Here is an 18754-nt window from a genome sequence, read left to right as displayed (position 1 = left end):
GTGATGGTTCAGCGGATCAGCCGAGCACGCAGCTCGTGGCTTCCACCGGCGGGAAGGACTGGCCGGCGCTGAGCACTTTGGCCAGGTCGTCCTTGTCGGCCATGTCGGCGCTGGCTTTGCCGATCATCAGGTAGTAGTCCTTGATCACCTGGTGGTCACCGGCGCGGATTTGCTCCTTGCCGGTCGGGCCTTCGAAGCTCAGGCCTTGCATGGCCTTGGCGACGGTCGGGCCGTCGAAGCTGCCGGTAGCGATAATGGTGTCGAGCATGACCTTGGTGCTGATGTAGTCGGCGGCCAACGGGTAGGTTGGGTTGATGCCGTACTTGGCCTGGGTCAGCTTGACCAGTTCACGGTTGAGCGGGCTGTCGACCTGGTGCCAATACTGCGCACCGAGGTACACGCCTTCGAGCACATCGCTGCCCAATTCCTGGAATTGATCAAGGCCGGCGGACCACACCAGCAGCACTTTCATGCGCTCCTTGATGCCGAAGTTCACCGCCTGGCGCAGCGTGTTGGACGACTGGCTGCCGAAGTTGAGCAGGACCAGCACATCGGGTTTGGCCGCGATGGCGTTGGTCAGGTAGCCGGAGAACTCTTGCTCCTGTAATGAGTGATAGCTGTTGCCGACGTGTTCCAGGCCGTTGTCCTTGAGCACGGTTTTCGCGCCTTCGAGCAAGGCTTCGCCGAATACATATTGCGGGGTGATGGTGTACCAGCGCTTGGCGTCCGGCAGCAGCTTGATCAACGGCACGATGGTTTCGCGGATCGCGCCGTAGGTGGGTACCGACCAGCGGAAGGTCGCCTTGTTGCAGTCCTTGCCGGTGACTTCATCGGCACCTACCGGGGTCATGAACACGCCGCCGACCTTGTCTACTTCCTTGGCCACCGCCAATGCCGATGACGACAGGGTGCAACCCTGGAAGAACCGTGCGCCATCCTGCTGGATCGCCTCCTGCACCTTGCGCACCGCCTTGCCGGCGTTGCCTTCGGTGTCGATGACTTTGTAGTTCAGTGTGCGGCCGAGAATCTCGGGATGCTGCTCCACCGCCAGCCGCGAACCCATGTCGGCAAACTTGCCATAGCTGGCAAAGGCGCCGGACATGGATTTGAGGCCGTAAAAGGTAAAGGGCTCGGCGGCGAATGCAGAGCGCACGCTCAGCGGAAGGCTGAGCGCGGCGGCGGCGGTAAGACTGGCTTTCAACAACGTACGACGCTGCATGGGGTGACTCCCTGGATTAGTTATTGGCAGGAGCGGCAATGGCGATACGGTGGAGCTGGCCTGTGGGCAGGCCTGTTATTGAATTGGGTGAAACGGTCTGACGGTTGAAGCTTGGTCAAATGTGGGAGCTGACTTGCCTGCGATGGCATCAACTCAGTTCGACTGATGAACCGGGGCGCCTGCATCGCAGGCAAGCCAGCTCCCACATGGATTGGGTTTGCACAGGGGGATTGATGGTGTTCTCAGTGGTTGTGATCAAACTCCAGCAAAAAGTGCGGGCTGACCTCGCCTTCAAGGGCGCTCATATGGTGTTCGGCGTCGCACATGTGTTCATGCATCAAGCTGCGCACCGCGCTTTCATCCTCGGCGCGAAAGGCGATTAGCAACTGCTTGTGGTAGTCGAGGTTGGCCGCGTCGAACTGCTTGCGCTTGGGCTTGTAGGCTTTTTTCAGCACCACCAGGTCGCGCAGCAGATCGTTGAGAAACTGCGCCATAAAGCTCAGCAGCGGGTTAGGGCACGCGTTGGCCAGCAGATTATGGAACTCCAGCTCCGCCAGCCGCTGTTCGCGCTGGCCGGCTTCGCTGTCTTCCGGCGCGTTGCAAAAATCCACGTTGTCTTGCAGGGCCTGGTAGTCGTCTTCACTCAAGCGCCCGAGCACCGACACCGCCAGTTCCACCTCGATGACCTTGCGCAGTTGGTACACCTGCTCGCCGTCCAGGTGCTGGAAGTGCAGGTAGTTGCGCAAGGCGCGGCTGGCCGGTTCAGTGCCGGCCTGATTCAAGTAAGCGCCACCGCTGGGGCCGGTGCGCGTGCTCACCAGGCCTTCCACTTCCAGCGCCTTGAGCGCTTCACGCGCCGACCCTTTGGAGCACTGGAAGCTTTCCATCAGCTCACGCTCGGTGGGCAGGCGGTCGCCGGGCTTCAGGGCATCGGTGACGATGGAGCGCTTGACCGACTCGACAATCACGTCGGAGAGCTTCTGTCGTTTGCGTCGTAGCGGACGGCTGAGCATGGTGGTCTATTGATCCTATTAATGCGGATAAATAGCACTTAATAACGATTGGGCAGGAGCGTCAACGCAGGGTGTCGTTTTCGAGGCGAACAGGTCGTAAACGCGGTGATTATTCCCAGTTACCAAGGTCGAGGCAGCGCGTCGAGGACGGCGGCTGTTTGCCGGACACCAGAAAATCACCCACCCACCGGTTGACGCACCCGGCGGCAACGGGTTTAGCCGACTCCTTGAGCAACAGCTGCTCGACGCCGGCAGCGACCGGTTCACCGTGCTCGGTGTTGACCAGGACCATGCGTGCAACGCGTTCCGGAAACAGCGCGGCATACCGGCCACCGACCCGGGTGCCTTCAGCGTTGCCCAGGTAGTTGAGCTGGGTGTCGCCCAATTGCGCGCGCACGAACTCCATATCACGTGCGGCCTGCTCGACACCGTTCTGTTGGCTGAGGTCGCGGGGGCTCAATTCGATAACGTCATAACGGTTGACCAATGTGCGATAGGCCTGGGTGGCGTAGGACTCCCAGCGGCTGACCAAATGGACGGCGAAGGTCGTGCCCTGACCCTTTTGCGGTGCCCCCGACTGGATGAACACCATGCCCTCACGGCTGAGCGGTTGCCGGGCGCCGACACGGGTCAGCGATAGGCGCACATTGCCACGCTTGGGGTCGGCATAGTCGCGAGGCACGTTTACCCTGCCGCACTGGGTTCGGTCCAGCACCTCTGGGTCCGGCCGTTCGAAGGCGGGGAAGGGGCAGTCCAGCAGCCAGTCAATTGCGCTGGGCACAATCAAGGGCGCGGCAAGCGCCCGGGTTGCTATCAGCCAGAGGCAGATGCACACCAGGCTTCTTACTAGAACGCTGGGTTTCATCAAGAGGTTCCGGGCAGCCGTTTTAAGGCGGCTTTTTTACCAAGGACCTTGGGTCAAAGAATGTAGGGTTGATAAACGTTTTGTGTAGGAATGTGGAGTTTTGTTATCGGATTTTGGCATCCCAGCCGCCACCCAGGGCTTTGTACAGCGCAATGCTGGCTTGCAGCCGTGACAATCGCAGTTGCACATTCGCGTCCTGGGCCGCATACAGCGTGCGTTGGGTTTCCAGCACGGTCAGCAGGTCTTCGGCACCGGCCTGGTAGCGGCTTTCGGCGATCTTGAAGGCGGTCTGGGCCTGTTGCAGTTCCTCGGTTTGCCACTGACGCTGCTGGTCCAGGTGGGTGATGCTGCTGAGGGATTTCTCCACATCGGCAAAGCCGTTGATGATCGCGCCACGATAGGTTTGCAGCAGTTCGTCCTGACGCGCGCGCGCCTTGTCGCGTTCGGCGCTTAAACGTCCATTATTGAAGATCGGCGCCACCAGGCCCGAGGTCAGGTTGTAGAACGGACTGCGCAGCAGATCTGCGGCCTTGTAGGACCCCGAACCCAGCGTGGCGCCCAAGGTCACAGTGGGCAGCATGGCCGAGCGGGCCACGCTCACATCGGCACTTGCCGCCGCCAGTTGTGCTTCGGCCTGAGCCAGGTCGGGGCGGCGGCTGAGCAGTTGGCTGGGCACTCCCGGGCCAATGACCGGCCAGGTCAGCGCCTGGAACGGCTCGCTGCCCAGGTCCAGGGCCTGCACCGGCTGCCCGAGAAGGGCCGCGAGGGTGATCAACGATTCTTCGGCCACTTGCTGAATCAGCGGCAACTGGCGTTGCTGGCTGGCCACCAGACTCTTTTGTTGCGCCAGTTCCAGTGCGGTGGCGGAGCCCGCGTCGTAGCGGGTTTGCACGAGGTCGAGCACATGGCGTGCATTCGCCAGGTTGAGCTCGGCGATCTGTTGGCGTTGGCGAGCAGCAAGCGTTTGCGCATAGCGGTCGGCCACGTTGCTGAGCAATGTCAGCTCCACGGTGGCCTGGTCAAACTCACTCGCTCGCAGGCTTTGCAGGGCGCTGTCGCGGGCGGCGGCTCGCCCGCCCCAGAAGTCCACTTCATAACTGGCGGTAAGGTTGGTGCCAAAGCTGTCGACGGTTTTGTTGCTTTCTGTGGCGTCCAGCGAGGCGTTACCGCTGCCGCGCAGCAGTTTTTCGCGGCTGGCGGTGAGGTTGAAGTTCACTTCGGGTAACAATGGTGCCCCGGCAATGACCGCACTGGCCTGGGCCTGGCGCACCCGTGCCATGGCGGCGGCCACGTCATGACTGTCGCGGCGAGCCTGGTCGATCAAGCGGTTGAGTTGCGGGCTGCCGAATTGCGTCCACCAGCGCTGGTTGGTCGCCTGCGCTGCCTCCCGCTCGGCATATTGCCACGCCGCAGGCGGCGCAATGCCGCTGTCGACGTCGTACGGAGTGCCTGCGCAGGCGTTGAGCAACAGGCACAGGCTAAGCAGCGACAGGTGCGGTGTGATGGATCGTTTATTCACTGGTCAACGCCTTAACCGGATCGAGCCGGGCAGCTTTACGGGCCGGCATAAAGCCGAATGCGACACCGGTGACCAGTGCACAGCCAAATGCGCCGAGTACCGCCACCAGGGAAAACTGCACGGCGACTTCTGCCAGCACCAGCACGCCGCCTACCAGCAATGCGAGGGCAATGCCGAACAGGCCGCCGACGACCGAGAGCATCACTGCCTCGGTGAGAAACTGGCGCAGAATGTCACGCTGGCGCGCCCCGGTAGCCATGCGGATACCTATTTCGCGGGTACGCTCGCGCACGGTCATCAGCATGATATTCATCACCCCAATCCCGCCCACCAGCAAGGAAATCGCAGCGATCGAACCGAGCATCAGCGACAGCGTATTTTGCGTGCGTGCCTCGGCCTGGATCATCGCCGCGTCATTGGTCAGGTGGTAGTCGCGCTTGTTGTTGTGCAGCGTTTGCATCAGTTGATCGATGGCTTGTTCAGCCTCATGCACCTTGCGCGCATCGGCGGCGGCAATCACCACGTATTCGGGGTTATAGGTGCCTAACAGGCGCACGCTGGCGGCGGTGTAGGGGATGGCAACGCGGTCGTCGCTGTCTTGCAAACCGGAGCTGGAGCCTTTTTCCGCCAGCACGCCAATCACTTGGAACGGCACGTTTTCTATCAGAACGTATTGGCCGATGGGGTCGATAACGCCCTTGAACAGCTTTTCGCGTACGCGATGACCGATCACTGCCACCGTCGCCCCGGAGCGCTCGTCGGCCTCGGTGAAGTAACTGCCCTCGACCACAGGCCAGTTGAAGATGTCCGGGAAGTTGGTGTCATTGCCGCCGACATAAGCCATGTAGTCGACATTACCGAAGCGCACACCGGCATAGTTGCCATTGACGGGCATGATGCGCTTGACCTGCGGCAGCGTCGCCAGGGCCGCGACATCGTTGAGGGTCACGATACCCATCGGTGTACGCGGGTTGGGCGAAGACCCGCTGAGGTAGATGATGTTGGAGCCGAACGCCCCCATCTGTGCCATTACCTGGCGTTTGCTGCCTTCACCCACCGCCAGCATCACCACCACCGACGCCACGCCGATGATGATCCCCAGCAGCGTCAGCGCGGTACGGAACCGGTTGATCCACATGACCCGCCAGGCTGCCAGTACAGCGTCCATCAGTTCGGCTTTCCAGGCGCCGTTATGTTCGGCGCCGTCGGCGAGGCGCTGGCGCAGGTCGACGGCTTGTAGCGCGTCGCTGTTGGCCGTGACGGGCACATGGGTTTCGCTCAATGCCGAATCGCGGATGATCAGGCCGTCGCGAATCTCGATGATGCGGTTGGCCCGCGCCGCGACTTCGCGGTCGTGGGTAATCAGGATGACCACATGGCCCTGGCTCGCCAGTTCGTCCAGCAGGGCCATTACTTCGGCGCCACTGTGGCTGTCGAGCGCGCCGGTGGGTTCATCGGCGAGGATGATATGCCCGCCGTTCATCAGTGCGCGGGCAATCGACACACGTTGTTGCTGGCCGCCGGAGAGTTGATGCGGGCGGTTGCCGGTGTGATCGGCCAAACCCAGGCGGGTGAGCAGGGCCTTGGCGCGGGCGTGGCGTTCGGTTGCACTGATACCGGCATAGATCGCCGGCATCTCGACGTTTTCCTGGGCCGAGCCCGAAGGGATCAAGTGGTAACCCTGGAACACAAACCCAAAGGCTTCTCGGCGAAGCCAGGCCAGTTCGTCGCTGCCCAGATGCGCGACGTTTTCCCCCGCGAACCGGTATTCGCCTTCAGTGGGGCGGTCGAGGCAGCCGAGGATATTCATCAAGGTGGATTTGCCTGAGCCGGAAGCGCCGACGATGGCGACGAATTCCCCGGCATGGATCGACAGGTCGATCCCGCGCAATACATCGACCTGCGGGCTGTCGCCGCCGCCGTAGGATTTGCGGATGTTCTTGAGTTCGATCAGCGGCGTGGTCAAATCAGCCCCCACTGCCGTTGGCCGGACCGATCAACACATGATCGTCTTCGTTCAGGCCTTCCAGCACTTCAACCCGCAAACGGTCGCTGATACCCAGGCGTACTTCGCGTTTTTCGATGGCGCCGTTTTTGGCCACGACCCGGGCAATCGGCTTGTCGGTGCCGGGGCTGCCGAGCAGGGCTGCTACCGGTAGGGTGAGGACGTCCTTGACCTGGCTGGCGACGAAAAATACTTGAGTGGTCATTTCGGCCATCAGCGCGTTATCGGCGTTGTCCACATCCAGCAGCACGGTGTAGAGCACCACGCGGCCACTGCCGGTTTTGCTCGTACTGTTTGGGCTGCCATTGCCCTGGCTGGTTTCATTCAGCGGCTTGGGCGGTATCGGCAGAATCTGGCGTACGGTGCTGGTCCAGCGCCGGCTGCCGCCGCTGAGGGTGGTGAAATAGGCGGTCATGCCGGGTTTGACGTGGCCAATATCGGCTTCGGAGACCTCGGCCCACACGGTCATCGGCGATAGCCTGGCGATGCGCAGGATCAGTGGCGTCTGTTGTTGAGCGTTGAGCGTCTGGCCAACCCGCGCGTCCACCGCGACGACTGTGCCGGCCATCGGTGCGAAGATGCGCGTGTAGCCCAACTCGGCTTCGTCGCTGCGCAGGCTGGCCTGGGCCTGGCGGATCTGCGCCTGGAACATCCCGACGCGCGCCTGGGTGGCGTCCAGCTCGGCCCTGGCAGTTTGCACGTCTTCTTCGCGCGTGGCGTTCCCGGCCGCGAGGCGTTGCTGGCGTTGGTATTTCTGGCGCGCCAGTTCGTGCTGAGCCTTCTGCTCCTGCAACTGAGCCTTGAGGTTTTCGATGGCGTAGCGGCTGGCGTCGAGTTTGGCCTGTTGCGTGGCGGGGTCGATTTCCACCAGCAATTGGCCTTCCGAGACCTGATCCCCGGCTTCGACATGGATCTTGCGAATCTGCCCGGACGCCTGGGCGCCCACATCGACGTACCGGCGCGGTTGCAGGGTGCCCAGTGCCGTGACGCTGTTTTCAATGTTACCGCGCGTTACGGTGACCGTGGCCAAGGTGTCGCGGCCTGGCGGCAGTACCTGCCAGGCGGCCAGCGCAATGAGGGGAATCAGGCACGCGACAGCAAGCAGGGCGCGTCGGGCGGGGCGAGGGCGTTTCATGCGTTGGTTCCAGCCAGGAAGTTTGGACCGCAGTTGCGGAGGGCTGACTGTTATACGAGAAAATCGCTCGAAGATTTAGGTGCTTACATATGCCGTAACAGCTCCGTCGAATAAAAAAATCGTGCGTTGATGCGAGACTTCTTTAAAAGTAGATGAGAATTACTATAAATTGCACGCACTCAAACTGCCACTATCCGCTGGCTGTCGTCTTTAGCATTCAAGGATCTGATGCCGTCTTCCCAGGCGGTCGGGAGTCATGTTGGAAAACTACTATCGCGAGCTGGTGTGTTTCCTCAACGCCAAGCTGGGCAACCGTCAGGTGGCCGAGGATGTGGTGCATGACGCTTACGTCCGGGTTCTGGAGCGCGCCAGTGACACGCCGATCGAACAACCGCGGGCCTTTTTGTACCGCACCGCGTTGAACCTGGTGATCGACGGGCATCGGCGCAACGCCTTGCGCCAGTCCGAACCCCTGGAAGTGCTGGACAGCGAAGAACGCTTCGCCACCAGTTCACCCCACGCCAGCCACGATCAGGCCCGCCGCCTCGATATGCTCGAGCGCGCCCTGGCCGAGCTGCCGGCGACCTGTCGCGAGAGCTTCCTGCTGCGCAAGCTCGATGGCCTGTCCCACCCGCAAATCGCCGAGCACCTGAGCATTTCCCGCAGCCTGGTGGAAAAACATATCGTCAACGCCATGAAGCACTGCCGGGTGCGTATGCGCGAGTGGGACGCGCACTGATCAATGATTAGTTAAATTTTATTTCACTGTCCTCGTTTCCTATCAACACATGACCTGTTGTTGAGGTCTTGCAAGGTATTCCCGCCCCACCGCCAAGGGGCTTATCCAGAGGACACTGGAATGACACAGGCAATTGCTTCGCCCGCGGTTCACGACCTGATCGGTATCGGTTTCGGCCCATCGAACCTTGCGCTGGCCATCGCCCTGCAGGAGCGCGAAAAAGCCCAGGGCAAACTGGATGCACTGTTTCTCGATAAGCAGGCCGACTACCGCTGGCACGGCAATACCCTGGTGACCCAGAGTGAACTGCAGATTTCGTTCCTCAAGGACCTGGTGACCTTGCGCAACCCCACCAGCCCTTACTCCTTTGTCAACTACCTCAAGGCCCACGACCGCCTGGTGGACTTCATCAACCTGGGCACCTTTTACCCGTGCCGCATGGAGTACAACGACTACCTGCGCTGGGTTGCCGGGCAGTTCCAGCCCCAGGCACGCTATGGCGAGGAAGTGTTGGCCATCGAGCCGATCCTGCATCAGCAACACGTCGAAGCGTTGCGCGTGATCTCCCGCGATGCACTGGGCGAGCAGCATGTGCGCACCACGCGTTCGGTGGTGGTCAGCGCCGGTGGCACGCCTCGTGTGCCGCCGGCGTTCAAGGCGCTCAAGGAGGACGGCCGGGTGTTCCACCATTCCCAGTACCTGGCGCGCATGGCCCAGCAGCCATGCGTTGAAGGCAAAGCGATGCGGATTGCGATCATCGGTGGTGGCCAGAGCGCGGCTGAAGCCTTCATCGACCTCAACGACAGTTTTGCGTCGGTGCAGGTCGATATGATCCTGCGCGGTTCGGCACTGAAGCCAGCCGATGACAGCCCGTTCGTCAATGAAGTGTTTTCACCGGCGTTTACCGATCTGGTGTTCCAGCAAGTCGGCGCCGAGCGTGAGCGGCTGGTCGCCGAATACCAAAACACCAACTACTCGGTGGTGGACCTGGACCTGATTGAACGGATCTACGGTATTTTTTACCGCCAGAAAGTCTCCGGCGTTGCCCGCCAGGCCTTCCGCACCATGACCGTGGTCGAAAAAGCCACCGCCGGGCCGCTGGGCATCGAGTTGACGCTGCGCAACAACGCCAGCGGCGAAACCAGCCTCAGCCATTACGACGCAGTCATCCTGGCCACCGGCTACGAGCGCCAGATGCACCGCGAACTGCTGGCGCCGCTGGAAGCCTATATGGGCGACTTCGAGGTGGCCCGCGACTATCGCATCGTCACGGACGAGCGCTGCAAGGCGGGGATCTACATACAGGGTTTCAGCCAGGCCAGCCATGGCTTGAGTGACACGTTGCTCTCGGTATTGCCGATTCGTGCCGACGAGATTGCCGCGTCGCTGTATGAAAACGATCGCAGCTGGGGCAAGGGGCGTTCGGTGCAGGATTTGCTGCTGGCCACCGCCAGCTGACAGGCTGCACTTGTGACAGGCAGGGCTGCCTGATACTGTACAAAAAACCAGTATCGGTAGCCCTCCATGCAGTTGATCGAAAAACTCAGCATCCTTGCCGACGCCGCCAAGTACGACGCTTCCTGCGCCAGCAGTGGCGCGCCCAAGCGCAGCTCCGAGGGCAAGGCGGGCCTGGGCTCCACCGATGGCATGGGGATCTGCCACAGTTACACCCCGGATGGGCGCTGTGTGTCGTTGCTCAAGGTGTTGCTGACCAACTTCTGTCTCTACGATTGCCAATACTGCGTCAACCGCCGCTCCAGTGACGTGCCCCGCGCGCGTTTCAGCCCGGAGGAGGTGGTCACCCTGACCCTGGATTTCTACCGGCGCAATTGCGTCAGCGGGCTGTTTCTCAGTTCCGGCATCATCCGTTCGGCCGACTACACCATGGAGCAACTGGTGCGGGTCGCCAAACTCCTGCGCGAAGAGCATGACTTTCGCGGCTATATCCACCTCAAGACCATTCCCGAAGCCGACCCGGCGCTGATCGCCGAGGCCGGGCGCTATGCCGACCGGCTCAGCGTGAATATCGAACTGCCCACCGATGCCAGCCTGCAAACCCTGGCGCCGGAGAAGCAGATCGTGTCGATCAAGCAAGCGATGCAGACCATCTACACCGGCGAACAGACCGTCCTCAACGAACCGCGCGCTCCGCGTTTCGCTCCGGCTGGGCAGAGCACGCAGATGATCGTCGGCGCCGATGACACCGACGACAGCACCATCTTGCATGGCGCTGAGGCGTTGTATGGCAACTTCAAGTTGCGCCGCGTGTATTACTCGGCGTTCAGTCCTATTCCCAACAGCCCGAAAAGCGTGCCCCTGGCGGCACCGCCACTGATGCGCGAGCACCGTTTGTATCAGGCGGACTTTCTGTTGCGCAGCTACGGTTTCAGCGCCAACGAACTGTTTGAAGGCCCAGGCCACCTGGCGCTGGATATCGATCCGAAGCTGGCCTGGGCCCTGGAACACCGCGAGGTATTCCCGCTGGACTTGAACCGTGCCGAACCGACCCTGATCGCGCGTATCCCCGGCATCGGCCTGCGCACCACCCAGCGTTTGGTGGACCTGCGCCGCGAACGCAAGATCCGCTTCGAAGACCTGGCGCGCATGCGCTGCGTGCTGGCCAAGGCCAAGCCGTTTTTCATCACCAGCGATTACCACCCGCAACAGGCTGAAAGCACCAGCGTGCTGCTGCGCGAACAACTGCGTGACCGCCCGCAGCCACAGCAAATGGGGTTGTGGGGATGATCAGCCTGGAATGCGACAACCTCTTCAGCACCTGGCGCGAACAGGCACGCTGGCTGCTCAGCCATCAGGTCGACCCCAGCCAGGTGAGTTGGGGCGAGGCCGAGGTGGCGGACCTGTTTGCGACCGACGAGCCGATCCCTGAGCAGCTTGGCCCATTTCAGGCGCGAATTCCCAAGGCGCTGTTGGAGCTGTTGGAATCGGCCGCTTGTTACCACGGCGATCAGCGCTGGAGCTTGCTGTACGAGGTGCTGTGGCGGGTCAGCCATGGCGACCGCACCGCAATGCTCGCGGGCGACAAACTGGGCAGCGAGTTGCAGCGGCGAATCAAGCAGGTCAGTCGTGAAGCCCATCACCTGCATGCCTTTGTGCGGTTTATCGCGTTGCCGGCAGAGGCGGGCAGCGAGTTGCCGGAATATGTGGCGTGGCACGAGCCGGCCCATGACATTCTGAAGTCAGCCAGCCAACACTTTGTCGGGCGCATGGGCCGTCATCGTTGGATGATTGCCACTCCGCTGGACGGGGTTTATTACGACGGGGAGCAGTTGACTCATCAGCGCGAGTGCCCCGATGCGTGGCGGCAACTGGCGCAAAATGTCGAAGACCCGCACAGCGCCATGTGGCTGACCTACTACAGCCACATCTTCAACCCTGCGCGGTTGAACCCCAAGGTGATGGAAGGGCACCTGCCCAGCCGGTTCTGGAAGAATCTGCCGGAGGGAAAATTGATTCCGGGGTTGATCAGCGAGGCGCGTACGGGGAAGCAGAAGGACGGGCAGGCGAAGCTTGTAGGCGCAAAGCCCGGTAAGCGCATTGCGAACCCTATCAATGTGGGAGCTGGCTTGCCTGCGAGGGCGGTGGGCCAGTCAAATCAAAGTTGACTGATAAACCGCCATCGCAGGCAAGCCAGCTCCCACATGGGGTTTGTGTTGTTTAGTTCGTGTGCGGGGTCGGGCTTTCAGCGGGAGGGCTGACGAACTGCTTCAACGGCGAATCGAAGTCATCAGTTTTAATCGGCGGGCGATAGTTTTGAGTACTGGCGGGCATCACATTCTTCAGTGCGTAATCTGCGCCGGAAGGTTGAGTGCCTGAAGCAGTGGGTTTGCTTGCAACGCCAGGTAGCTCTTTCAGGCAGTTTTCTTTCTCGATCCCGTCCGGGAAATCACGACAAGCCTGTTCGCGGTTTTTGCGAATACACTGTTCGCGATCAGCAGGCACCAGGCGATTCTGACACGAAGCTCCCGACAATATCCCCATGGCCACCTTGAACCAGGTGGCTGTAGCGTCGCTGCCGGGTGGGGCTGCCTGGGTGGCAGTAGAGACGAGGCAGGTGAGTAATGCGCAGATCAATAATGATGTTTTGATGGTGTTCATCCTTGAGGCCGCCAATCAGAAGAGTGGTTTGTATAACACCGTGGTGTTTCAAGCTGCAACATGATGATCATTCCCACGCTCTGTACGATCTGCAGCGATGGACGGTGTTTAAGCCAGCTCAGTCGCGGTGTTTTTAACCACCGCCAACTCCGGATGCGCCACCAATTTATCAATGTGCAACTCGTCGTTGTTCAACCAGGTCTCCGTCAGCACGCGGTAGTGCTCCATGTCCCGGCAGCGCATGCGCAGGCTGTAATCAAACGGCCCACTGATCAACTGGCATTCGAACACCTGCGGGCAGGCTTTGACGCACGCTTCAAAGGCCTTCTGCGCCGAGCGCCCGCTTTGATTGGACAAGGCCACCAGCACCAGCAGTGACAGCCCCGGCGAGACCATCTGCACATCGATGATCGCCCCATACCCGCGAATCACGCCGCGCCGCTCCAGCTTGCGCACGCGCTCCAGGCAGGGCCTGGGCGTGAGGTGCACCAGTGACGAGAGCTTTTCGTAGGTGATACGCCCCTGGTGCCGCAACACGTCGATGATGGCCTCATCGATGCGATCCAGCGCAGAGGAAGAATGGGGTCCGTTGGCCTTGGTATCCATGAGTTCACTTCAAACGATTGGAAAGAAATTGCTGCAAACGTTCGCTGCTGGGGTGGTCGAGGATCTCGGCGCCGCCTTGTTCTTCGACTCGGCCCTGATGCAAAAACAGCACTTGGCTGGACACCTGGCGGGCAAAGCCCATTTCGTGGGTGACCATCAACATGGTACGACCTTCCTCGGCCAACGTCTGTATGACTTTGAGGACTTCTCCTACAAGTTCAGGGTCCAGCGCGGAGGTCGGTTCGTCGAACAAAATGATTTCCGGCTCCATCGCCAGCGCCCGTGCGATGGCCACGCGCTGTTGCTGGCCACCGGACAGAAACGCTGGGTATTGATCCGCCACACGGCCCGGCAAGCCGACTTTGTCCAAGTACATTCGTGCACGTTTTTCAGCCTCCGCTGCGCTGACATTCAGCACCCGGCGGGGGGCCATGGTGATGTTTTCGAGCACGGTCATGTGGCTCCACAGGTTGAAATGCTGGAACACCATGGCCAAGCGCGTGCGCAGGTTCTGCAGTTGCGCCTGGTGCGGCGCGCGGGTGCCGGCGCGGCCTTGCTGCATCTCGATGCTGATGCCGTCGAGGGTGATTACCCCAGCGTCCGGTTGTTCGAGAAAGTTGATGCAACGCAGCATCGTGCTTTTGCCCGAACCGCTGGCGCCGATCAGGCTGATCACATCGCCCTGGCGCGCATTGAGGGAAACGCCCTTGAGCACTTCGTGGTCGCCGTAGCGTTTATGAATGCCTTCGACCTGGAGTTTGACGGCTGCCGTTACCGCCTTGGCGGACGGCGCGGTGTGTACATCTGCGGGATAAGTGGCCAGGGCCTGCGCGGACTGATTCATGGGTTAGCCTCGGGTAGGAACAAGAAAACGCATCCAGCGACGTTCGGCCAGTCGAAACAGGCCCACCAGTGCAAAGGACAGCAGCATGTAGAGCAGGGCGGCGATACCGAAGGCCTGGAACGTCAGGAACGTTTCGGCGTTGGCATCGCGGGCCACCTTGAGGATGTCGGCGACGGTGGCGGTAAACGCCAGCGAGGTGGCGTGCAGCATCAGGATCATTTCATTGCTGTAGGCCGGCAATGCACGGCGCAGCGCGGCGGGCACCACCACAAACAGGTTCAGCCGCCAGCCATGCAAGCCGTAGGCGCGTGCTGCTTCGATTTCACCATGGGGAATATTGCGGATCGCCCCGGCGAAGATTTCCACGGTGTAGGCGCAGGTGTTGAGCACAAACGCCAGCAGGGTGCAGTTCAGCGCATTGCGGAAAAACTGGTTGAGCAGGGCGTTGTCCTGCACCACCTCCAGGCTGTACAGCCCGGTGTAGCAAATCAGCAACTGGATATACAGCGGCGTACCGCGAAACAGGTAGGTGTAGACCTCAACCGGCCAGCGCAGCCAGAAGTGCTCCGATACGCGGGCCAGCGCCAGTGGGATCGACAGCACAAAACCCAGGATCACCGAGATGACAAACAGCCACAGCGTCATGGCGACTCCGGACAAGCCGGCGCCGTCGCTGAACAGGTAGGCCAGGCCGTATTGCTGGAACAGTTCGATCATCGCGCCATCCCCTTGATGCCGAGGTTGTAGCGCCGTTCTAGACGCTTGAAGATGCGGTTGGAAAGGGTGGTGATCACCAGGTACACCACGCCGGCGAGGATCAGGAAATACAACGGCTCGTTGGTGCTCTTGCCTGCGTTTTGCGCGGCCTTGACCAGGTCCGACAGGCCAATGATCGACACCAGCGCGGTGGACTTGAGCAGCACCAGCCAGTTATTGCCCAGGCCCGGCAGAGCAAAGCGCATCAACTGCGGGAACAGCACCAGGTGGAAGCGCTGCCAGCGGCTCAAGCCGTAGGCGGTGGCGGCCTCAAGCTGCCCGGCCGGCACGCTGAGGATCGCGCCGCGAAAATTTTCGGTGAAATACGCACCGTAGATAAACCCCAGGGTGATCACCCCGGCGGTAAACGGGTCGATTTCAAAATAATCCCAGCCGAACACTTCGCTGAGGTCGTTCAGCCACAGTTGCAGGCTGTAGAAAATCAGCAGGATCAGCACCAGGTCCGGCACGCTGCGGATCAGCGTGGTGTATAGCGTGGCGGGCACGCGCAGCCCTTTGACGCTGGAGAGCTTGGCGCCGGCCGCAATCAGGCCCAAGGCGAGGCTCAGGGCCAGGGCCAGAAATGCCAGCTTGACCGTCATCCAGGCACCCTGGGCGAGCATGGGGCCGTAGCCTTGCAGGTTGAGGAATTCGTTCATGGGGGGGAGATCTCGATGGAGCACAGAGATTTACTGTGGGAGCTGTTTTTTTGTGGCGAGGGAGCTTGCTCCCTCGCCACAAAAAGCCAATTCCCACAGGGCTGGCGTTGACTTACTCGTTGTAGATATCCTGATCGCCGAAGTACTTCTTCTGGATCTGTGCGTAGGTGCCATCGGCCTGCACGGCGGCGATGCCTTTGTTGATCAGCGCGCGCAAGTCTGCGTCGTTTTTGCGCAGGCCCATGGCGATATCCAGGGGTAGGGTCGGGTCCTTGAAGGCCGGGCCGGTCTTGAAGTCGGCGCCTTCAGGCTTGGACAAGAAGTTGAGCTGGGCTTCGAGCTTGTCGGTCAGGGTGGCGTCGAGGCGGCCATTTTGCAGGTCGGCGTAGTTCTGTTCCTGGGACTGGTACGCCTTGATCTGCGCGCCGAGCTTGGCCAGGTGCGCGCGGGCATAGGCTTCTTGCAGCGAGCCTTGCAGCACGCCGACCTGTTTGCCTTTCAGGGATTCGGGGGTGTCGCCGAAGTCGGCGCTTTTGCGGGTGATCACCGAGGTCGGGCTGAGGAACAGCCGGTCTGTGAAGTCGATGACTTTTTCGCGCGCCGGCGTCACAGCCATGGACGACATGATCGCGTCGAACTTGCGTGCGCGCAGGGCCGGGATCATGCCGTCGAATTCGTTGTGCACCCAGGTGCATTTCACTTCGAGCTTGGCGCAGATGGCGTTGCCCAACTCGATATCAAAGCCTTGCAGGCTGCCGTCGGCGGCCACGGATTCGAAGGGCGGGTATTCGGGGAATACGCCGAAGCGAATTTCTTTCCAGTCCTGGGCGTGGGCGGCGCTGGCGCACAGAGGCAACAGCAATGCAGCGAAGAGTGATCGCAGTGGAGTCATGGGGCGTCCCTATATTTTGTAATTGATGTCAGGGCAGTGAAAGGGTGCAGCGTGCATTCATTTGCTGACTCTTTGGTCGGGCTCAGAATGCTTCATGGTGGTGCGTTTTTTGTGTCGTTTATCCGGTGCATAAAGCGCGAATTGCGCTGTTAAAAAGCGCAATGCAGCGGAATCGGCTGCTGCACGCGCAAAATCGGCTTTTTGCGGGTGAGGTTCTGGCCTGCCATCGGCGCAAAGCGGCAGACCAGAGCGGTCTCAGGCGCGCTTTTTCTGCTGTGCGCGCGGCTGTTGGGCCAAGCGTGCAAACAAGTCTTTCGGGTCGGCCAGGTCCGGCACCAGTTCGAGTGTGCTGCCCACATCCAACGCGTTGGCCACATCGAACACATAGCGCAGTGCCGAATAATCTTCGATGGCAAAACCCACCGAGTCGAACAGCGTGACCTGGCGTGCGTTTTCGCGACCCGGCTTCTGGCCGTTGAGGACCTGCCACAACTCGGTGACCGGCGAATCTTCCGGCATGTGCTGGATTTCACCTTCGATGCGGCTTTGCGGTTCGTACTCGACGATCACGCGGGCGCGTTCGACGATACGTCGGTCCAGCTCGGTCTTGCCGGGGCAGTCGCCGCCCACGGCATTCAGGTGCATGCCGGGTTCGATCATGTCGTCGGTGAGGATGGTCGCGTAGGCCTTGTCGGCGGTGACGGTGGTGACGATGTCCGCGCCTTTCACCGCTTCGGCAACGCTGCCGGCCAGGATCACTGTGATTGCCGGGAAGGCCTCGAGGTTGGCAGCCAGCTTGGCGGTGGCCTTGGCGTCGATGTCGAACAGGCGAATTTCGTTGATGCCGAGCATGGCGTGGAAGGCCAGGGCCTGGAACTCGCTTTGCGAGCCGTTGCCGATCAGCGCCATGCTGCGGCTGTTGTCGCGCGCCAGGTAGCGGGCGACCAACGCTGAAGTGGCAGCGGTGCGGATGGCGGTGGTCAGGGTCATTTCCGCCAGCAGTACTGGTTTGCCGGTGTCCACGTCGCCCAGCGCGCCGAAGGCCATCACCGTGAGCATGCCGGCCAGGGTGTTCTTGGGGTGGCCGTTGACATATTTGAAGGCGTACAGCGCGGCGTCGGACACCGGCATCAGCTCGATCACGCCATCCGGCGAATGGTTGGCCAGGCGCGCACATTTTTCGAAGTCCTGCCAGCGCAGGTAGTCGGCGCGGATGTATTCGGCCATTTCGGTGATGCAGGTTTGCAGGCCTTTTTGCGAGACCAGGTAGCAGAGGTCGTTGACGTCGATGTAACGGGTCATGGCAAGACTCCTTATTGAAATGAGGGGCGGGCGGGCAGGTGCACTTCCGCCAACATGCAGCGGGCACTGCCGCCGCCGATGCGTTCGATGTTGTCGATGTTCACCACCACCGGCCGCGTGTGGCGTTCCACCTGTTGGCGCTGATTCGGTTGCAGGGCGCCCCAGGCGCTGGCGGACATCACCAGCAGCGGCTGGCCGTCGCGGTTGTGGACTTCGAGCATGTTGCCGGCGAAGGCTTCGAGCTGGTTGAAGTCGAGGGCGAGGATGTCTTTGCCGGTGTCGCGCAGTGAGCGTTCCAGGCCCAGGCGTTCGCTCGCGTCGGGCAGGGCTTGCAGGCACACCACCGAGAGGTCGCGGCCGACGCTCATCATCACATTGCTGTGGTAGATCGGCGCGTGATGGCGGTCGACGGCGTGGAACACACAGAGTTGATAGTCGAGGCGTTCGGCGAACTGGCGCAGGGCGTCCTGGTGCGTGCGCCCGGAGTGGCAGGCGTAGCTGATGCGGTGCTGGCGGTCGAGCACCATGCTGCCGGTGCCTTCGAGGAAGATGTTCTGTTGTTCGAGGTGGCTGAGGTCGATGGTGTGGTGGATCGCAAAGCGCTGCTCCAGCACTTGCAGCACGCCTTTGCTGCGCTCCAAGCGTCGGTTCTGGCCTTCCATCGGGTACAGCACCAGGCTGCCGTCGGCGTGGCTGCTCCACCAGTTGTTGGGGAAGATCGAGTCGGGCGTGTGAGGCGCGGGAGTGTCCTGCACCACCAGCACTTCGACGCCGTGTTGGCGCAGGGTGTCGACGTAGCCGTCGAACTCCTCCAGCGCTTTCTGCTGCGTGCTGAGTGGGTCGAGGGGTGGGCGTTGGAAGCGGTTGTTGATCGCGGTGTCCGGGTTGAAGGCAAAGCGCGCCGGGCGAATCATCAGGACAGTGTTTGTTGTTTGCATAGGTGCACGGGTCCATGGGGGCTGAGCTGTGGGGGTATTTTGTGCGTTGTGGTGGGGGAATCCCGGCTGAAACAGAGGGGCGGCTCAGCCGGGAAAGCTGAAAAGTGGGGTAGGGCAGCCGAATCGGCTGGAGAGGTTGGAATGAG

Annotated in this window: 18 protein-coding genes; 4 read left to right on the top strand and 14 right to left on the bottom strand. The window is 61.2% G+C overall.

The window, feature by feature from the left end; all coding sequences use genetic code 11:
• Positions 1–16 precede the first annotated feature (16 nt).
• The 6 genes from ACDZ94_RS21590 to ACDZ94_RS21565 all read right to left on the bottom strand — a co-directional run bounded on the left by ACDZ94_RS21590 (position 17) and on the right by ACDZ94_RS21565 (position 7756).
• Positions 17–1219 carry an ABC transporter substrate-binding protein gene (locus ACDZ94_RS21590; RefSeq protein WP_221295167.1) on the bottom strand — a complete coding sequence of 401 codons (1203 nt, stop codon included), beginning with the start codon at positions 1217–1219 and terminating at the stop codon, positions 17–19.
• A 242-nt stretch (positions 1220–1461) separates the two neighbouring features.
• Complete coding sequence (locus ACDZ94_RS21585; protein WP_432750793.1) at positions 1462–2232, bottom strand: FadR/GntR family transcriptional regulator; 771 nt, start codon at positions 2230–2232, stop codon at positions 1462–1464.
• A gap of 109 nt (positions 2233–2341) precedes the next feature.
• Positions 2342–3097: an alpha/beta fold hydrolase gene (locus ACDZ94_RS21580; protein ID WP_064453053.1), complete on the bottom strand. Its 756-nt coding sequence runs from the start codon at positions 3095–3097 to the stop codon at positions 2342–2344.
• Between the two features lie 103 nt (positions 3098–3200).
• Positions 3201–4616: an efflux transporter outer membrane subunit gene (locus ACDZ94_RS21575; protein WP_221295165.1), complete on the bottom strand. Its 1416-nt coding sequence runs from the start codon at positions 4614–4616 to the stop codon at positions 3201–3203.
• Positions 4609–6582 carry a MacB family efflux pump subunit gene (locus ACDZ94_RS21570; protein ID WP_432751529.1) on the bottom strand — a complete coding sequence of 658 codons (1974 nt, stop codon included), beginning with the start codon at positions 6580–6582 and terminating at the stop codon, positions 4609–4611. Before ACDZ94_RS21570 ends, ACDZ94_RS21575 begins: the two co-directional genes overlap by 8 nt.
• Before the next feature lies 1 nt (position 6583).
• A complete protein-coding gene (locus tag ACDZ94_RS21565; protein ID WP_064453051.1) occupies positions 6584–7756 on the bottom strand; it encodes an efflux RND transporter periplasmic adaptor subunit in 1173 nt (390 codons plus the stop codon).
• A gap of 256 nt (positions 7757–8012) precedes the next feature.
• On the opposite strand from ACDZ94_RS21565, the gene ACDZ94_RS21560 reads away from it, so the two are divergent.
• The 4 genes from ACDZ94_RS21560 to ACDZ94_RS21545 all read left to right on the top strand — a co-directional run bounded on the left by ACDZ94_RS21560 (position 8013) and on the right by ACDZ94_RS21545 (position 12118).
• Positions 8013–8495: a sigma-70 family RNA polymerase sigma factor gene (locus tag ACDZ94_RS21560; protein ID WP_432750792.1), complete on the top strand. Its 483-nt coding sequence runs from the start codon at positions 8013–8015 to the stop codon at positions 8493–8495.
• A 120-nt stretch (positions 8496–8615) separates the two neighbouring features.
• Entirely contained in the window at positions 8616–9953 is a 1338-nt protein-coding gene (locus ACDZ94_RS21555) for a lysine N(6)-hydroxylase/L-ornithine N(5)-oxygenase family protein (RefSeq protein WP_432750791.1), read from the top strand.
• A gap of 66 nt (positions 9954–10019) precedes the next feature.
• Positions 10020–11240, top strand: coding sequence for a putative DNA modification/repair radical SAM protein (locus tag ACDZ94_RS21550; RefSeq protein WP_064453048.1), 1221 nt, complete (start codon positions 10020–10022; stop codon positions 11238–11240).
• On the top strand, positions 11237–12118 hold the full coding sequence (locus ACDZ94_RS21545; protein ID WP_432750790.1) for a TIGR03915 family putative DNA repair protein: 882 nt from the start codon (positions 11237–11239) through the stop codon (positions 12116–12118). The genes ACDZ94_RS21550 and ACDZ94_RS21545 overlap by 4 nt, the downstream gene beginning before the upstream one ends.
• A gap of 52 nt (positions 12119–12170) precedes the next feature.
• Here the strand turns inward: ACDZ94_RS21545 and ACDZ94_RS21540 are convergent, their stop codons facing one another.
• From ACDZ94_RS21540 to ctlX, 8 genes are all read right to left on the bottom strand, one after another.
• Positions 12171–12611: a hypothetical protein gene (locus ACDZ94_RS21540; protein WP_262665393.1), complete on the bottom strand. Its 441-nt coding sequence runs from the start codon at positions 12609–12611 to the stop codon at positions 12171–12173.
• A gap of 108 nt (positions 12612–12719) precedes the next feature.
• Positions 12720–13217 carry an Lrp/AsnC family transcriptional regulator gene (locus ACDZ94_RS21535; protein ID WP_064453046.1) on the bottom strand — a complete coding sequence of 166 codons (498 nt, stop codon included), beginning with the start codon at positions 13215–13217 and terminating at the stop codon, positions 12720–12722.
• Between the two features lie 4 nt (positions 13218–13221).
• Positions 13222–14061, bottom strand: coding sequence for an ABC transporter ATP-binding protein (locus tag ACDZ94_RS21530; protein WP_197627573.1), 840 nt, complete (start codon positions 14059–14061; stop codon positions 13222–13224).
• Positions 14062–14064: 3 nt separating this feature from the next.
• Positions 14065–14778: an ABC transporter permease gene (locus ACDZ94_RS21525; RefSeq protein WP_064453045.1), complete on the bottom strand. Its 714-nt coding sequence runs from the start codon at positions 14776–14778 to the stop codon at positions 14065–14067.
• Positions 14775–15476, bottom strand: coding sequence for an ABC transporter permease (locus tag ACDZ94_RS21520; RefSeq protein WP_064453044.1), 702 nt, complete (start codon positions 15474–15476; stop codon positions 14775–14777). The genes ACDZ94_RS21525 and ACDZ94_RS21520 overlap by 4 nt, the downstream gene beginning before the upstream one ends.
• Positions 15477–15588: 112 nt before the next feature.
• Complete coding sequence (locus tag ACDZ94_RS21515; protein WP_064453043.1) at positions 15589–16368, bottom strand: ABC transporter substrate-binding protein; 780 nt, start codon at positions 16366–16368, stop codon at positions 15589–15591.
• Between the two features lie 255 nt (positions 16369–16623).
• Complete coding sequence (locus ACDZ94_RS21510) at positions 16624–17670, bottom strand: ornithine cyclodeaminase (RefSeq protein ID WP_432750789.1); 1047 nt, start codon at positions 17668–17670, stop codon at positions 16624–16626.
• 11 nt (positions 17671–17681) lie between these two features.
• Positions 17682–18608, bottom strand: coding sequence for a citrulline utilization hydrolase CtlX (gene ctlX / locus ACDZ94_RS21505; protein ID WP_432750788.1), 927 nt, complete (start codon positions 18606–18608; stop codon positions 17682–17684).
• Positions 18609–18754 lie beyond the last annotated feature (146 nt).

Source organism: Pseudomonas sp. UBT (assembly GCF_050915955.1).
Classification (GTDB): domain Bacteria; phylum Pseudomonadota; class Gammaproteobacteria; order Pseudomonadales; family Pseudomonadaceae; genus Aquipseudomonas; species Aquipseudomonas antarctica_A.
Note: the sequence above shows the minus strand (reverse complement) of the source record. Positions and strands in the feature narration are given on the sequence as shown.

Coding starts and splice junctions, on each gene's coding strand:
- ACDZ94_RS21525 (WP_064453045.1), bottom strand. CDS start 14,778: ATGATCGAACTGTTCCAGCAATACGGCCTGGCCTACCTGTTCAGCGAC.
- ACDZ94_RS21540 (WP_262665393.1), bottom strand. CDS start 12,611: ATGAACACCATCAAAACATCATTATTGATCTGCGCATTACTCACCTGC.
- ctlX (WP_432750788.1), bottom strand. CDS start 18,608: ATGCAAACAACAAACACTGTCCTGATGATTCGCCCGGCGCGCTTTGCC.
- ACDZ94_RS21545 (WP_432750790.1), top strand. CDS start 11,237: ATGATCAGCCTGGAATGCGACAACCTCTTCAGCACCTGGCGCGAACAG.
- ACDZ94_RS21530 (WP_197627573.1), bottom strand. CDS start 14,061: ATGAATCAGTCCGCGCAGGCCCTGGCCACTTATCCCGCAGATGTACAC.
- ACDZ94_RS21535 (WP_064453046.1), bottom strand. CDS start 13,217: ATGGATACCAAGGCCAACGGACCCCATTCTTCCTCTGCGCTGGATCGC.
- ACDZ94_RS21520 (WP_064453044.1), bottom strand. CDS start 15,476: ATGAACGAATTCCTCAACCTGCAAGGCTACGGCCCCATGCTCGCCCAG.
- ACDZ94_RS21560 (WP_432750792.1), top strand. CDS start 8,013: ATGTTGGAAAACTACTATCGCGAGCTGGTGTGTTTCCTCAACGCCAAG.
- ACDZ94_RS21590 (WP_221295167.1), bottom strand. CDS start 1,219: ATGCAGCGTCGTACGTTGTTGAAAGCCAGTCTTACCGCCGCCGCCGCG.
- ACDZ94_RS21585 (WP_432750793.1), bottom strand. CDS start 2,232: ATGCTCAGCCGTCCGCTACGACGCAAACGACAGAAGCTCTCCGACGTG.
- ACDZ94_RS21510 (WP_432750789.1), bottom strand. CDS start 17,670: ATGACCCGTTACATCGACGTCAACGACCTCTGCTACCTGGTCTCGCAA.
- ACDZ94_RS21580 (WP_064453053.1), bottom strand. CDS start 3,097: ATGAAACCCAGCGTTCTAGTAAGAAGCCTGGTGTGCATCTGCCTCTGG.
- ACDZ94_RS21555 (WP_432750791.1), top strand. CDS start 8,616: ATGACACAGGCAATTGCTTCGCCCGCGGTTCACGACCTGATCGGTATC.
- ACDZ94_RS21515 (WP_064453043.1), bottom strand. CDS start 16,368: ATGACTCCACTGCGATCACTCTTCGCTGCATTGCTGTTGCCTCTGTGC.
- ACDZ94_RS21550 (WP_064453048.1), top strand. CDS start 10,020: ATGCAGTTGATCGAAAAACTCAGCATCCTTGCCGACGCCGCCAAGTAC.
- ACDZ94_RS21565 (WP_064453051.1), bottom strand. CDS start 7,756: ATGAAACGCCCTCGCCCCGCCCGACGCGCCCTGCTTGCTGTCGCGTGC.